Source organism: Compostimonas suwonensis (assembly GCF_002797855.1).
Lineage (GTDB): Bacteria > Actinomycetota > Actinomycetes > Actinomycetales > Microbacteriaceae > Compostimonas > Compostimonas suwonensis.
On sequence record NZ_PGFB01000005.1, the window covers coordinates 154904 to 171384 of the forward strand.

4 protein-coding genes are annotated in these 16481 nt (G+C 69.9%); 1 reads left to right on the top strand and 3 read right to left on the bottom strand.

Features of this window, described 5'->3' with window-relative positions; genetic code table 11:
- Positions 1-92: 92 nt before the first annotated feature.
- Entirely contained in the window at positions 93-1103 is a 1011-nt protein-coding gene (locus tag CLV54_RS14245) for an LLM class flavin-dependent oxidoreductase (protein ID WP_100345907.1), read from the bottom strand.
- 184 nt (positions 1104-1287) lie between these two features.
- On the opposite strand from CLV54_RS14245, the gene CLV54_RS14250 reads away from it, so the two are divergent.
- Positions 1288-1779 carry a VanZ family protein gene (locus CLV54_RS14250; protein WP_100345655.1) on the top strand — a complete coding sequence of 164 codons (492 nt, stop codon included), beginning with the start codon at positions 1288-1290 and terminating at the stop codon, positions 1777-1779.
- Positions 1780-1825: 46 nt separating this feature from the next.
- Here CLV54_RS14250 and CLV54_RS14255 read toward each other — a convergent pair whose 3' ends face one another.
- Together CLV54_RS14255 and CLV54_RS14260 are read right to left on the bottom strand one after the other, a co-directional pair.
- Complete coding sequence (locus CLV54_RS14255; protein ID WP_100345656.1) at positions 1826-2131, bottom strand: hypothetical protein; 306 nt, start codon at positions 2129-2131, stop codon at positions 1826-1828.
- A 37-nt stretch (positions 2132-2168) separates the two neighbouring features.
- The gene (locus CLV54_RS14260; RefSeq protein ID WP_100345657.1) at positions 2169-16088 is read right to left on the bottom strand and encodes an Ig-like domain repeat protein; all 13920 of its coding nucleotides are present in this window, start codon (positions 16086-16088) and stop codon (positions 2169-2171) included.
- Positions 16089-16481: the final 393 nt, after the last annotated feature.

The following is a 16481-nucleotide window of genomic DNA, read 5'->3' on the forward strand; positions in this document are numbered from 1 at the left end:
ACCCGATGAAAACGACGGAGATTTCGCCTCAATTGCCCAGTTCCAGGCGAAACGGGCCCGATCGAGGCGAAATCTCCGTCGTTTTGAGAACTTTAGGAGGGAGGGAGTAGCCCGGCGACGATCTCGAGCGAGCGGATGCGCGACTCGAGGGTCGCCGCGCCCGACGACAGCATGATCTCGTCGGCCCCGGTCGACTCGAGCAGCGCGCTCAGACGCCGTTCGACGACATCCGGGGTGCCCACCGCCTGCCGAGCCGTGCGCTGGTCGGCGAAATCCTGCTCGAGCGGCGAGAACTCGTACGCGAGGGCCTCCTCCATCGAGACGGGCTGGGGCTTGCCGCCCTGCCGCATCCGCAGGAACGACAGGATGCCGGGCAACGACTGCGCGCGCACGACCTCCGGATCGTCGTCGGAGATGACGTTGACGGCGATCATCGAGTGCGGGGCGTCGAGGAAGCCACCCGGAACGAACTTCTCCCGGTACAGCGCGAGCGCCGCCTCGGTGTTCTCGCCGGCGAAGTGGTGCGCGAAGGCGAACGGCAGGCCGAGGGCGGCCGCGACCTGGGCGCTGTAGCCGCTCGACCCGAGCAGCCAGATCTCGGGGGCGTCGCCGAGCCCCGGGATCGCCGTGATCGTGTGCAGCGGGTTGCTCTCGCTCATACCGCCGTGGAAGAAGCCGATGAGGTCGAGCAGGGTCTGCGGGAAGTCGTCGACGCTCAAGCCATGCTCGCTGCGCCGCAGCGCCATGGCCGTGACGCCGTCGGTTCCCGGCGCCCGGCCGATGCCGAGATCGATCCGGTCGCCGTAGAGGGCGCGCAGAGTGCCGAACTGCTCGGCCACCACGAGGGGAGCGTGGTTGGGCAGCATCACTCCCCCGGAGCCCACCCTGATGCGCTCCGTCGCGGCGGCGACCCCCGCGATGAGCACGGCCGGCGCGCTCGAGGCGATGGCCGGCATGCCGTGATGCTCAGCCACCCAGAAGCGCTCGAAGCCGAGTCGCTCGGCCTCCTGCGCGAGGCGGATCGTGCCCGCGAGGGCGTCTGCGTTACTGCCGCCGTAGGGCCGGCTGGCGAGGTCGAGGACTGAGAGAGGTACACGCTTCATCTCCACCATGCAACACCCGGATGCCGCAACTGATTCCCTCGGTGAGGCAGAACATCTCGGCGCACTCCGTCGCGCACTCCGCCGCCAACTCCCATCGCCCACGCGTCACGCACGTGTAAACATGCTGTGAACACGGAGCGCGCTTTCAGCAGACGCCCACTCCCGGGCAATAAAGTCTGCGGTTATGGCCCATATCCCCGAGCGACGCACCGCCTCCTGGCTGGCTGTCGCCTACGCGATCGCGGTGGGCCTCATCGCGTTCTGGCCGGTGCCCGTCGACCGCGCCGGCTACGGAACCCTGCTGCGGGTCATCGACTGGCTGCAGGAGCACGGGATGCCGTGGCTCAACTACTCGATCGTCGAGTTCGGCGCCAACATCCTGTTCTTCGTGCCTTTCGGCATCCTGGGCGTCTTCATCCTCGGTGCCCGGCGCTGGTGGCTCACGATCGTGCTCGGCTTCGTCGCGACGGCCGGCATCGAGATCGTGCAGTACACCTTCCTCTCGAACCGCTACGCGACCGCCGACGACATCATCGCCAACACGACGGGCGCCGTCATCGGCACCGTCATCGGGCTCGTCGCGATCGGCATCCGGGCGGCCACCCGTGCCGCCCGGCGGCCCCGGCCCGTGCCCGCACGCGCACCGTCGTACCCGCAGCGCACCCCCGTGCGCTGAAGCTCTGCCCCTCGTCGTCGCTCCCTGAGCCCGGGCACCGCGAGGGTCAGCCGCGACGCGAACGGAGGGCCAGCGCGACCACCGCGCCCGCGACAGCCAGGACGGCGCCGCCGAGGAAGACCCAGGAGAAGCCCGCGGTCGCGGCATCCGCAGCACTGACTCCGAGCTTCTCGAGCTCGGCCGTGGGAGCCGTCGCGGTCGTCGTGAGCACCACGAGGCCGAGCGCTGCGCCGATCTGCTGGCTCGTGTTCACGAGCCCGCCGGCGAGACCCGCGTCGGAGCCGTCGACCTCGTGAATGGCGAGCTGCGTGCCCACCATGCACGTTCCGCCGAGGCCGGCGGCGAGCACCACGGACTGCCCCGCACGAACGCACGAGCACCCGTTGCGACTAGGCCTTCCGCGCACGCCGCCGGCTGTACGCCACGAGGGCGAGCACCGCACCGAGCGCCAGAAGCGCTCCCGCCAGCGCAAGCGCGCCGTCGGCATCCGCGCCCGTGCGCCCGATCCGGCCCGGCATCGCGGATGCGGGAGGCACCGCTGCCGGCTCGCCGGCCGCGCCTTCCCCGCCGAGACCAGTGGGCTCGCCACTCTCGGGCCCACCCGCATCCGGATCCGCAGCCGCGGGTGTCACCTCGAAGAGAAGCGAGAACGTGCCCGAGTCCGCGCGCACCTCGATGCGGTGCTCACCGGGAACGAGGTTGGCCGGAACCGTGAAGGTGAGGGTCGCGTGGCCCTCGGCATCGGCGACGGCCGAGCCGACGAAGATCGGCGAGGAGTACAGGTACACGTGCACCGTCTCGCCGGGGACGAGCCCCGACAGCTCGATGCTCTGGGATGCCCCGGCGGCGACGGATCGCTGGGCCGTCGCACCGCTCGGCTGCGAGCCCGGGTCGCCCGGGCCTCCGGGAACACCCGTCCGGTCCACGGTGAAGCTCAGGGGCGCGCTCGTGCCGGCGAGAACGCCCTCCTCCCCCGCATAGGAGACGACGATCGAGTAGCGGCCGTCCGGCAGCGACGCGGGGATGGGGATGACCGCGGAGCCGCCGACGAGCAGTGCGGAACCGAGACCAGCGGCATCCGACGTCGCGCTGACCCGCCCGCCGGGAACGAGGCCGGGAGCCGTCACCCTGACACGAATCTCGGCGAGAGCATCGGGTCCGGCGGCGCCCGTCAGGTGAGCGTCGACCGTCGCCTGGACGGGGACGACCGTGACCGTTCGGGTCGCCGTGGCCGGCGAGAAGGATGCCGTTCCCGCGTAGTCGACGGTGAAGCCGTGCACGCCCGGCGCGCGTCCGGCCGGAATGGCGATCGCCGCGCTCCCTCCCGCGATCGGGACGGTCACGCTGAAGCCGGCGCCGTCCGTCGCCGTCACGGTGCCGGATGGCGAGCCGGCAGGGCTCGAGACCGAGACGTCGAGGGTGAAGGGCTGACCGTACTCCGCCTCGTCGGGTGCGTCGAGCACGAGCGCCGTGGAGGCGGGGGCGACGCTCACCGAGCCTGCGGCCCGAGCGGCGGCGAGGTCGGCCGACCCCTCGTACGTCACGACGAGCACGTGGTCACCTCCGGCGAGCCCGCCCGGCAGAGCGAGCGTCGTCGCTCCCCCGGCGTCGAGCGCCGACGTCAGTACCGGCTGCCCGTCGACCAGCAGCGTCACCACTCCGCTCGGCATGAAGCCTCCGTCGACGACGTTCTCGTCGACCACATCCGGCGCGCTGACGGTCACGATGACCGAGCCCGAGACGCTTCCGAAGACCTGAGCGCCCGGCCACACGACGTCGAGGCTCGTCTTGGCCTTCTCGACGATCAGCACTGCGGATGCCTCGGAGCTCCCGAACACGTCGTCGCCGGCGTAGCGCGCGGTCACCGTGTGACTGCCTGGCCTCAACGCTCCGCCGACGGCGAAAGCCCGGCCATCCGCTCCGAGGGGCAGAACCGCGAACGGCTCTCCGTCGACCTCGATCGAGACGACCCCGGAGGGCCGACCCGACGACGATTCGGCGAAGGAGACGGTTCCTGCCGTGCCGGCTCCGCCGAAGACGACGCTCGGCTGGTCGAGTACGAGCTGCAGCTGGCCGGCGGCCTTCTGCACGAGCAGGGTCGTCCCGGCCTGGGAACCCGCGACATCGGCCGTTCCCGCGTACACGGCCTTCACCGCGTAGCTTCCCGCGGGAAGGTCGGCGGGCAGCAGCGCACTGCCACTGCCCGTCGCCGACAGGGTCACCGTGGCGGAGCCGTCGACGGGCCCGCTCCAGCTCACCTCGAGCGTGCCTGCGTGAGCCTCGGGCACCGTGACGGTCGCACGAATCGGCGCTGCACCGACCACGATCGTCGAGCGGTCGAGCCCGATCGTGGTGTGCGAGAGCAGCCGTCCCACGGCGACCGTCGCGTCGCCGCTCGATGCAGCCACGTTGGGCGAGGAGGGCACGAATGCCGCAGTCACTGTGTGGCTGCCGACACCGAGGTCGGCCTCGGCGGGGAAGCCGAAGGCCCATCCCCCGGCTGTGGCCGTCGCGGTCACGGTCTGCGAGCCGAGGGTCACCGTCACGGTACCGGGCGCCGCCGCACCGAGGGCCGCAGCGGTCACGGTTCCGCTGACGGGAGAGCCGTAGTCGATCGAGTCGTCGTCGAGCGTCACCGTGACGCTCGAGGGGGCGCGCGTGACATCCAGTGCCGTGGTGGCGGAGGTCGCTGTGGCGAAGCGGGTGTCGGTCCCAGGACGGTAGGCGGCGTAGAGACCGTACGATCCTGCGTCGAGAGCCGGCAGCGCGATCGACGCAGCACCGGTCTCGCTCACCTCGCCGATGCCCAGCACGAGGTCGGTCGGGGAGGGTTCGTCACCGCTGAGGGCTCGCAGCTCGACCGTTCCGGTGGGCCGTAGCCCGCCCGCCGTCACCGTGACCTCGGCAGATGCGGAGGAGCCGTGGACGAGCGTGCCCGGCGCCGTGAGCTCGACGGCAGGGGTCACCGCGCGGATCTCGATCGCCCCGCCGGCCCTGCTCGCGGCGTAATAGCCGTCGCCGCCGTAATCGAGGAGATAGTCGTAGACGCCCGTTGCGAGATCGAGCGGCAGAGCGAGTGTCACGGAGCCGCCGACGACGGTCCCGCTGATCGGCGCCCAGGCTCCGGTCGAGCTCGTGAGCACTGCCGTTCCGCCATCGGGGCCGGGATAGTCGGCGGATGCCGAGGTCACCTCGGCCTCGACGGACGCCCGCGTGCCGTAATCGACGACGACATCGCCCGAGTCGACCGACGTGGACACGAGCACGAAGAGCGGGACGCTCTCGGAAGCCGAGGAGGCCAGTAGGTTCTCGTTGCCCGCATAGCTCACCCGCAAGCTGTGCGCCCCGGCGCCCAGGCCGTCCGTGCCACCCGTGGGCACCTCGATCACCGCGGCCACTCCGCTTCCGCCGTTCGGGGGATCGAGCGACGACACGACACCCGTCGCGACGGTCGCACCGGCCTCGTCGACGGAGACGGAGTCGCCGAGGGCGAGCCCCCGCTCCGCGCCCGGCGCCTCGATCACCACGGGTATGCTCGCGGTCGCGCCCAGGAGCACCGGGTCGGTTCCGACGACGGCTCGAATGGCGGATGCCGCCCTCGCCACCGTCACCGTCACCGCCTCGCTCGTCGCAACGCGCGACTCGTCGTCCGATCGGTAGCGCACGGCGAGTAGCCGTTCGCCGGCGGGCGGAGCGATCGTGTCGAACACCGCGTCTCCGTCGATGACGCGAGCGGTCGCGATGGCATGCTCATCGTCGGCATCCGTCCGATCGATGAGGGTGGCCACGCCCTCGGGCGCCACCGCTCCTCCGCGTTCGACGCGCGCCGAGGCGCCGAACGGGGTGCCGAACACCTGCGTGCTCCCGATCGTCAGCACGACCGTCGTCGGGATCTCGTCGACGACGACACCCGATACGACCGCTTGTGTGTCGGCGTAGCCGTCGGCGGAGACCGTGACCCTCACCGAGAGTGTGGCTCCCCCATCGGCGAGCACCGGGGTGTATGAGGCCTCGATCGCCCCGTCGATGTCGTGACCGTCGCGCATCCACTGGTATTCGACGCGCGCGGGTCGCGGGGACCAGCCGCCGTCGCTGACGGCGAGCTGCTGGCCCACCGCGGCCGTGCCGGAGATCTCGGGGGCCTGATAGCCGAGCAACGGGAGCACGGGTGCCCCGTCGAGCCTGATGTCGGAGTGGGTCGTCGTGCCGTCGGCGCTCGTCACCGTCAGCACACCGCCCACGGGCAGGCCCTCGGCGAAGCTCTTGGTCTGGATCGCCCCGCTCGCCCGGGTGTCGTCGGAGAACCACCACTCGTAGGCGACCGCACCGGACGACCCGGACGCGTCGAAGACGTAACCGTCGGCCGTCGCGATGACGGTGGCCGAGGGCACGGGCACGATCGTGTCCGCCTCGGCGAGGTCCACCGTGATCCGGGTGCTCTCGGAGGCGTCCTCCACCTCCGTGCCGGCAAGCGCGGCGAGGGAGCGCCCGGCCCGCGAGAGGATGTCGCCGCCCGAGGAATAGAGGGCGACGCGAACGCTCCACTCGCCCTCGACCGGCGCCGGCACGGTGATGTACTGGTGCCCTGCGTTCGTCCCGGTCGTCGCGCCGTCTGCGAACCCCGTGTAGACACGGCCGTCCGGGTCGACGAGCTTGAGGTCGAGAAGCCGCTCGCCCATGGGGGCTTTCGCCGTGATCGACTTCATCGGGCCGTCGACCGTGATCGTCGTGACGGTATCCGGCTCGTTCGTCACCGGGACGACGAGCGTGCGATGGTTGGCCTTCATCGTCTGCGCGAAGGCCTGCGCGTAGGAGCGCTGGCCCTCGGCGTTCGGGTGGAACGAGAACGACACCGAGTCGTAGGCGCCCGGCCAGCTCAGCACGTCGTTGATGAGGGGGTGGAACGCCGAGTCCGGGTTGCGTTCGCCGTCGACGCAGAGCTCTTTGCCGTCGAAGAATCCGCTGTCGTCGGCGTCGACGACCGTGATGCCCGCCGACCCCGTGTGCGAGGCGTTCACACTGTCGCGCGCCTGCTTGATCGCGCCGTTGATCTGGTCGACGAAACCGTTGAGACGCTCGCGGTCGGCGCGGCTGAGCCCCGGTCCGAGAGGGGCGACCATGCACTGCACACCATCACCGGTGCCGGTGGAGAAGTGCGGATAGGTCGCCACGTAGACCGAGGCGTTGGGCGCGTCGTCGAGCACCTCGGAGTAGATCCGCTCGAGACGTCGGCGCAGCTCACCGCTGAAGGCGAACGAGGGCGAGGCGATGCGAGCGGGATCCTGCGTGACCGTCTTGAAGAGGTCGATCCCCTTCCTCACCGTCTGCACGCAGGAGAAGAACGCGGCTCCCGCCGTGGCGACGCACTTCGCGCCGTTCGAACCCGTGCCGTAGGCATCCTTGGCCACCGCAGCGGCCTGGCCGATCACAACGTCGAGGTCGAAGGTATTCTTGAAGTACTCCTCGACGGAGCCCGCGGCGACGCTCGCATCACCCGCGGCACCGCACACGGTCTCGCCCAGCAGGCACGCCGTGGCCATCGTCTTGAAGCCCGCGTCATTGCCGCCCAGTGTGAAGGTCACGTATTGGGTGAACTCGTCGAGGCGGTCGAGTTGCGCCACCTCGTCGTCGTTCTTCGGGTTCGGCTCCTCGAAGTCCTTCGTCACGGCGCCGCTGCATGCCGCGTAGAGCGACGGACCCAGGTCGAGCTGCGGGTCGGCGCTCAGGATCCGGCTGTACGACCCCTGCCAACTGCGGTGGCACTCGTTGGTTCGCTCGCTCGGGACGAGCGAGTTCCACATCTCGGCCGCCGTCGTGACCTCGCCCATCGCCTCCCTGTCTGTGTCCGTGCCCGGCTCGAAGTCGGGCACGCCCTCACCCGAGCTGAACGAGTCGCCGAGCGCCGCGTAGCTCACCGGGCCCTCGACGAGCGGATGCACCGCCCGGGGTGCCGCCCCGCCTCGGGTCATCACGGTGAAGTAGCGCCCGAGGCCCCGTGTGGCCGCTGTGAAGTCGACGCTCGAGTCGACGGCGTCGACGTTCCTCACGACGCGCCAGCTCGAGGTGCTGTCGAGGGTGTCCCGGGTCCACACCGTGTAGCCGCTCACGACACCCGACGGCCGATCCCAGCTGAGGGTGAAGACGTCGGGGTCGTTCGGGTTCTTGACGGTGGCGCCGCTCAGACCGCCGCGTTCCGTGCTCTGCCGGTGCGCCGCCAGATGGGTCTCGATGGTCACGGAGCCGCCGGTGCGCGCGATGAAGCTCTTCTCGAGGTCGAGCTTAAGAGCATCGACCTCCTCGTTGCCGAGGCCCGGATAGAGGATGTAGTCGGTCGTCACCGATTCGCCGGCGGGCAGGGAGTACTCCCATTGCGACAGCGCGGTTCCCGGCGCGAAGACGTAGACGGCCTGCTCGGCAGGAGCGTCGAGAGGGCGGTCGAGAAGCTCGTAGCTGAGGTTGTTGACGGCGGTCGCGTCATCCCCCGAGGTCTCGTTCGTGAGTGTGAGGGAGACGCGGTAGGCACCGAAGCGCACGGCATCGGGATCGACGGTCACCGTCATCGACAGGGCCGACCCGCCCCACACCTTGAGCGGCTCGGCCGTCGTCGAATCGAGACGGATGGGAACGCCGATCGGGTCGACGACGCCGGAGTAGCTGGCGCTCAACTGATAGCTGCCTTCTGTGTCGCCGCGCACGTACCAGGTCGTGCTCGAGCTGCTCTGACCGGCGATGTCGGCGACCTGACGGGTGAGCGACTGACTGCTGCCCACCATGCTCGCGAGCGACAGCCCTGAGGGGAGGTTCAGCTCGGCGACGCCGCCCGTGAAGTCGAAGCCCGTCGCGAGGTTGGTGACGACGAGCTTGACCTCGAACATCTCCTTGAGGAAACTGGCCCGCACGGGGATGACGAGCCACTGGATGACCGGCTGGCCCTCGACGACCTCGATGACGGGAGTCGAGGCGAGGCGCCCGATCCCGCCGCCGGTGCCGCTGCCGCCTCCTCCGCCTGACGAGCCGCAATCGTCTCCGCACCCGACGCTCACGACCGTGTAGACGCCGAAGTGCTCCGTGTAGACGACCTCGTACGGTGTCTCCTCGGGTTCCTCCTCGTCGCCGACGGGCTCGAAGTGGAGGTTGATGTTGGCCTCGAAGACGTTGGTGTTGTCGGGGTCGGTCAGATCGATGTCCGCCTCCTCGATCTCCTCGACGGTCATCCTGTGGTGCTCGATGACCGAGGAGCCGATCTCGCCCGAGGCGAGAGCGACCTCGGCCGAGCCGACCCCGCCGTTCACCGTCGCGGTCAGTGTCTGGGGAACGTAACCATCGGCCCAGACGTAGACGGTGCTCTGGCCTTCGGGCAGCCCGCGCAGAGTGGCGACGCCGTCGCCGCCCGTCGCCGCCTGAAGCTTCGAGCCGTCCGGCCGCACATAGCTCACCTGGGCGCCGCTGAGCAGCCCGCCGCCCGTGCGAACCGTGACGGAGAGGCCGGTGGCGGCGGGAACCTCGACCACGGTCACTACGGTCTCCGCGCTGCTCGTCGCACCGGCGACATCCGTCACCGTCACGCGAGCCGTGTAGCTGCCGGGTGCGTCGTAGCCGTGGGCCGGATACGCGCCCGACCCGGCCTGGCCGTCGCCGAAGTCCCAGCTGTAGTCGACGATCGCGGCACTCGGACGCGATCCGCTCGCGTCGAACCACGCCGTGTCGCCCGCCCGCACCTGCAGGGCGTCGCCGGCGGATGCTGCGAGCGGCTCGTCGACGTAGACGGTGACCCGCGCGGTGTAGACCGCGACGTAGGTGTCTGCGCCTTCGGTCGTCGTCACCTCGACCCGCACGGCGAAACTTCCGGGCGCCGCGTACAGGTGGTCGAGGGCGAGGGGCGTCTGGTACTCGCCCGTGACCGGGGCGCTGCCGTCGCCGTAGCTGACGGTGTAGCGCAGGGGCGAGGTGCCGGCCGAGCTGGCCTGTACCGCGAGACCGAGCGGGGTGCCGAGGGTGAGAAGGGTCGCCGAGGGGGTCACGACGACATTGGCGGGGCCGCTGCGCACCCGGTGGCTGAAGGCGTCGGCCTCCGAGCCGCCGAAGTTCGCGTCGCCGTCATAGCCGATGACGACGGAGTGCAGGCCGAGGGCGAGGTCGGCGGGGAGCTCGATCGAGGCGGTGCCTCCCACGAGGGTCGCAGAGGAGGCATCCGCGCCGTCGACGAGGGCGCGCACGATGCCGTCGGCGGGATAGCCAGCGGCCGTGCGCACGTGCACGCCGATCGCGGCGGCGGTACCGAACTCGGTCGACGACGGGCGATCGACGGTCACGGACGTCTCGGCGCGAACGATCTCGAGCGATTGGGCGGCGGATTCGGAGGCGGCGAGCGCTCCGCTACCCGGGTAACGCACGACGATCGTGTGGCTGCCGAGTCCGGCGCCCGCGCCGTAGGCCATCGTCGCCGAGCCGTCGACGAGGTTCGCCGTGCGCACGTGCTCCCCGTCGAACACGAGCTCGACCTGGCCCTCGGGGGCAGTCGCGAACTCCGAGCCCACGACGACCGTCGCGCTGATGTCGGCCCCGTACTCGGCCTGAGCCGACGACAGCGACAGCGTGGTCTGGGAGGGCGCGCCGATGATCGTGACCGTGCGGGTGGCCGTGCTCGGGGAGAGCGTGTCGCTGCCGTCGTAGCGCACGAGCAGATCCCGGACGCCGACGCCGATCGCCGAGCCGTCGAGCTCGAAGTGCGCGATGCCGTGCGCCTCCTCGTTGATCGCCACTGCCGCGAGAGTGCCGTCGTCGCTCGTTACGGTGACGGTGCCCGTGACCGACAGGCCGTCGGCGTCCACGCTCGCGTCGAAGGAGAGCGTGTCGTCGTAGTCGATCTCCCCGGGTGTCGCCGTGAGGGTCACCGTCGTGGTCGCGGGCACAACGTACAGGCTGCCCCGACCCTCGGCATCGAGCACGGTCTCGCTGCCGGAGTAGCGGGCGACGACGTCGTACAGGTCCACGGCGAGGTCGTTCGGCGCGGTCACCTGCGCGAAGCCGTCGACGAGTTCGACGGTCTGCTCCCACACCTCCTCGTTCATGTCCTCATCGCTCTGGGGCTCGAGCCCGATCTCCACAGTCCCGTTCACGGGAACGCCGGTGACCGAGGCGACGTTCACCTCGACGAGCGCACCCTCGCCGCCGTATTCGACGACGCCGGGATTCGTGACCGTCAGCCCTGAAGCGGCCCTGGCCACATCGACGACGGCCGCCTCGGACTCCGACGGCCGGATGTCGCCACTGCCCGAGTACCGCGCGACGACCGAATGGCCGCCGACACTCAGGTCGGCGGGCAGAGCGAAGGACACGTACCCGTCGGCCAGAGCCGTGCTCTCGCGCTCCTCGCCATCGATGACGAGCAGGACCTCCCCGTGCCCGGGATCCCGGTCGCGGTCAGCCGTGACCTCGACCTCGACGGTGCTGGCCTCGCCGTACTGCAGGCTCGGCGCTGTCGTGATCGCGGTCGTCGACTCCACCCAGTCGCGGCTGAGCTCAGCGGACACAGCCAGCGGAACCCCGTCGCCGCGCACGACGAGAGGCACGGCGTCCGCGGGGTCGGAGCTCGTGCCGGCACCCGTGAGATATATCGTGCGGTAGTCGGTGGCCGAGATCTGGACCGTGTAGTCGCCCGGTTCGATGCCGCCGACGACATCGCCGAACGCGCCGTTCATCGCGTCCCAATCGCGTTCGTAGGCCACCTCGCCGTCGACTCCGCCCCTGTACAGGGTCAGGGTGACGACATCGTCCTCCTCGAGCGGGTCGGCGAAGCTCGCGGAGAACTCGATGCTCGTGTACCGGGAGAGGGTGCGCTCGACATCGCCGTGCCCGTCGAGTGCGACCGCCAGAGCGTCTCCTGTCTCGGATCCGAACTCGGTCGTGATGTAGTCGCCACCCGAGAAGCCCCTGTCGACGATCACATCGTAATCACGGGGAAGAAGTGCCTCGAAGCTCACGGAGCCGTTCTCGTCGGTGTAGCCGGTGACCGAACAGAGGTCTCCATCGCAGTGCCCGCTCGGGCCCTCTGACGAGGTGCCCGCATATGCATGCACCGAAGCACCCTGGACGGCGGTTCCGTCGACGTCGACCACGCGGATCGTGGCCGAGCCGTAACGGTGCAGCGCGGCATCCACGGTTCGGGACGCGCCGATCCCGAGGGTCGTCACCGGAAGGATCTGCTGCGGATAGAGGCCCTCTCCCGGCAGGCCGACGACGACCTCGTAGTCGCCGGCGCGGAGCTGGCCGAAGCTGTAGCGGCCGGCCTCGTCGGCGAAGGTTCTGTCGAGCTCGTCGTCGTCCGATGCGCCCGCGCTGCGCAGGGTCACGAACGCGCCCGCCGCAGGCTCGCTGCCGTCGGCGTTCGTCAGCGTGCCGGAGATGTCTGCGGCGGGCTCCGTCGCGCCCTCGAGTCCGTCGAGATAGGTCTCGCCGCCGACGACGGTGACGATCCGGGCCCCCTCATCGCCCCTCGTGAGCAGGCCGCCGGCCTCGGCGAGATAGCCTCCGAGATGGTCTCCTGCAGCTCCGACGAACAGGCGGTAGTCGCCGTCCGGCAGATTGACGAAGGCGAAGACGCCGTCGGTGATCTGCCCGAAGGATCTGCTGCCGGTGCCGCGGTCGATCGCCGTGATCGAACCCCAGCTGCGAGCCCCGGTGTCGGCGTCGACGACGGTGCCCCGGATGACGGTGCGCACCGACTCGGCGGCGGCGTCGATGTCGTGCACGTTCTGGCCGGCGGAGAGCGTGACGGTCTCATCGGGCCCGATCGGCTGGCCGTCCCACAAAGCGCGGATGGTGACGGCCGCGTCGCTCGGCAGCACGTTCGGGAACGAGTAATCTCCGTTCACATCGGAGGTCGTGCCCCCGAGGCTCTCGCCGTCCACGATCAGCTCTACGGACGCGTCGCCGAGCGGCACCCCGCCGGCCGCGACAGTTCCGCCGATCGTGGCGCCCGGTTCGAGCTCGGTGTCGATCCCGGATGTGGACCGGCCCGCCTCGACCACGACCTCGGTCGCCCCGCTGCGGGTGAACGAGCCGTCGTAGTAGTCGTCGGCCAACAGATCGGAGGAATACGGGCTGCTGAAGTGAACGACGTAGCGGCCCGGCTCGAGCGGGCCGACGCTGTACAGCTCACCCGGCCGCTGCGGGTTGAAGCCCCAGCCGACGCTCGAACCACCGGTGACGGAGTCCACGCCCACCTCGACGTAGCGGTCCCCGCTCGGATAGCCGAGGGAGCCGTCGATGCGACCGCCGAGCCGTAACACGGCATCGGCGGAGGTTCCGGACGACACGGACGAGAGCTGGCGTGGGAAGTGATAGCCCTGGTAGTCAGGCTGGATCGAGAGATCGGTGGCGCGCCCGGGTGCGAGACCGGCCACCGTGTAGCGGCCGTCGGCGTCGGTGTAGGCGTAGCGCTGAGCCGCGCCGGGCACGAAATCGCTCGCGTAGACGGTCGCGCCGTCCACGGGGACCATCTGCGAGTCGCCGTCGGGGTCGTCGGGCGTTCCGCCGCGGATCGTGCCGGTGATGACCTCGCCGATCTCGAGCTGGGCGTCGAGCACGATCGGGCCCTGGCCGATGTCGAGGGTGCGGGAGAAGACTTGCGGGGTGTAGACCGAATCCGGGTTGGTCGCGAACACGATGCGCGGGGACCGGTCGGAACGCACGGCTGTAAAGGAATACGAGCCGTCCCATCCCGTTCTCGTCGTCGTGCTGTAATCCGGGTAGTCGCCGCCCTCGGGGATCTGCGCGTACTGCACCTCGACGTCGACGAGCGGCGCTCCGTTCGGGCCGGTCACCGTTCCACTGATCGTCGTGAGGCCGTACGACAGGCTGAACACCGGGTTGACGGTCGCAGCCGGATGCTCGTCGTCGAGCGCGATCACGGATGCCTCGTCGAGCGACTCCGCATCGTCGTAGAAGTACTCGAACGATGTTCCCGATACCCAGTAGTCGGCGGACAGGAGGTACCGCCCGTCGATGAGAGGGCCGAAGGTGTAGCTGCCGTCGGCTCCGCTCGTCTCCGCGGTCTCGCCCAGCCGGTTGCCGTCCTCGTCGACGAGGTACAACCGCACGGTCGCGAACTCGAGAGGCGTGCCGTCGTCGGTCGCGACGATTCCCGAGATCGTTCGGCTGCCCGAGATGTCAAGCGTCAGCGGAGTGCTCACGCCGGCGTCCGCGACGACGATCTCGGAGCGCGGAGTGCCCGCCCACGACGAGGACGCGCTGCCGACGTAGGCCAGTCGGTACCGGCCGGGCGTCATCGTCACGACGCTGGTTCCCCTGCTGTCCGTGACGATGATCGACGACAGCACGCCGCCATTGTCGTCCAGCCGTTCGAGGCTCACCTGCGCGCCGCCGAAGGGAACGCCGTTGGAGGTCGTCGTGACGACGATCGTCGCGGCCTGTTCCATACCGATGTCGAGGGGGCCGTTCGGCCCCTCGGCCAGCTCGACCGTCCCGAAGCCGCCCACGTAGCCGCCGAGGCTCGTCGAGTACTGATAGCTGCCAGGGGAGAGGCCTGTGATCGTCACGCGCCCGTCCTCCCCGCTCGTTCCGAAGGCGCTCTCCGAGCTGCCGAACCGGTACAGGCTGATCGAGGCGCCCGAGAGCGGGGCGCCGAGGCCGTCGTGCACGATGATCTCGAGACTCAGCCCGAGCGTGAGGGCGATCGGATCGAGCTTCGTCGTCTGTCCTCGGGCAACCGTCACGCCGCTCACCCTGGCCGCCGGCAGACCGGTGATCTGCACCGTGACGTCGTAATCGCCGCTCTCGAGGCTCGTGACCGTGAACGTGCCGTCGGGCGCGATGCTTCCGTACACGCCGCCCACGAAGGGCTCGTTCGCGGGGGTCACCCGCACGCTTCCCGACACGCTTCCCGTGTAGCCATCCGGAAGCCTCACGCTTCCTGCGATCGCGCCGCCGGCTTCTGCGACGACGTCGACCTCTGTGACGGCCTCGGCTTGCACGACGACCGTCTGAGCGCCGATGGCGAGGCCCGTGCCTGTGCCACCTCCGCCGACGAGCAGCGAGGCCGAGAAGGTGAGCCTCCAGGTACCCGCCGGCAACGCGGGGAACTCGAACTCGCCCGTCACGACGTTCGCGTTGGTGTATCGGCTCGTCCCGCTGCCCTGCATCGTGGCGACGACCGAGATGTACCCGGATGTCGCGGCCGTGAGGTCGATGTGCCCGACAACGGCGCCGCCCGAACCCAGCCTGCCGTCGATCCCTTCGACGGAGGCCGCCGCGACGATCACGTTCCGCGCCGTGTAGTAGTCGTCGACGATCGTACCGTCGGCGCGCAGGTACCCGCCGAGTTGGAAGCGTTCGGTCGATGTGGCGCGCACGCGGTACGACCCCGGCGGCAGCGCGTGCAGTGTGTAGCTGCCGTCGGCTCCCGTCGTCACGGCGGGCGTGCCCGGGTTGTCGCTGGAGACGCTCACACCGGCGACGGGGATCCCCGAGGCATCCGCGATGACACCCGAGATGGATCGGCCGACGGCAAGGCGGGCTGTGAAGTTCGAGGGGGTCGTGCTGCCGTCGGCCGCGATCGTGACCAGGGCGGCGGTCTCCCACGCGCCACCGCCGAGACCCTCGCCCTGCCAGATGCCGCCGATCGCGTCGGAGCCCGCCGGTGAGGAGAGTGTGAGACGGATCGAGCCGGGCCTGAGACCGCGGAGCAGAACCGCACCGCTCTCATCAGAGGTGCTCTCGGAGTCGTAGTTGCCGCGCACGATCGCGCCCGCGATCGGAGCGCCCGCCGAATCCAGGATGAGGCCGGCCATCGTGCCGCCACGTCGGAGCACGAGATCGAGGCCGACGGGGTCGTGCCCGACGACGATGGTGCCGATGTCCTCAGCGCGAGTCGGATCGCCGAGGGATCCGTCGGGAGCGTAGCTGCCGCCGATGAGCTCGCTGTCGGCGACGTCCCCGACCGTCAGCTCATAGCTGCCCGGCTCGATGTCGGTAAGAAGCAGTTCGCCGTCGGCATCGGTCTGGGCGACGATCGGGCCGTCGGCACCCGCGCCCTCTCCGTCGGCGGGCAGGAGCCGCACGCTGACGCCTTCGAGCGTGTAATCGTCGGAGTGCTCCGGCGCGACGTAGCCGGCGGGCTCCAGGAGCCTCAGATGCACCGAGTTCGGAGCCGACGCGGAGCCGACCGGAGACCCCGCTGCCCGCGTCGCTGAGTCCGGGTGCACGGGGGAAGCCGAGGCGACCGCTGGCGCGAGGCCCAGGGTCGCGATCAGAACGGCGACGACGACTGCAGAAACGCGGCGGATCACGAACTTCTCCCATCAACCGCAGCACCCTCCGCGGTGGAACTGTCTCGCGACGGGAGTGCAGAAACCATCACCCCTCATAGGGCGTTCTCAGGTTAGTGGTGCCGAGCCGACGCCTCATCCCCCAATACCGCGAGATCGTGCCCCAATTGGAGTGCCGCCAGTAGTGAGGGCGGATGCCGCGCTGCTGCGGCATCCGCCCTCAGCCTCTTAGGCATGACACCAGCGAGGCTCTGTCTTCTCGTTCTGCGCACGTGCCCACACTGTCGATGCACGTGTTACGCGCGCCTCTGTGCAGCACCGAGACTTCGTTACCCCCCTGTTGTCGGGCTGATGCTCATGACCGATGGTGAGGACAATCGAACCGGATCGCTCGCACCCGAGTCGAGCGAGGGA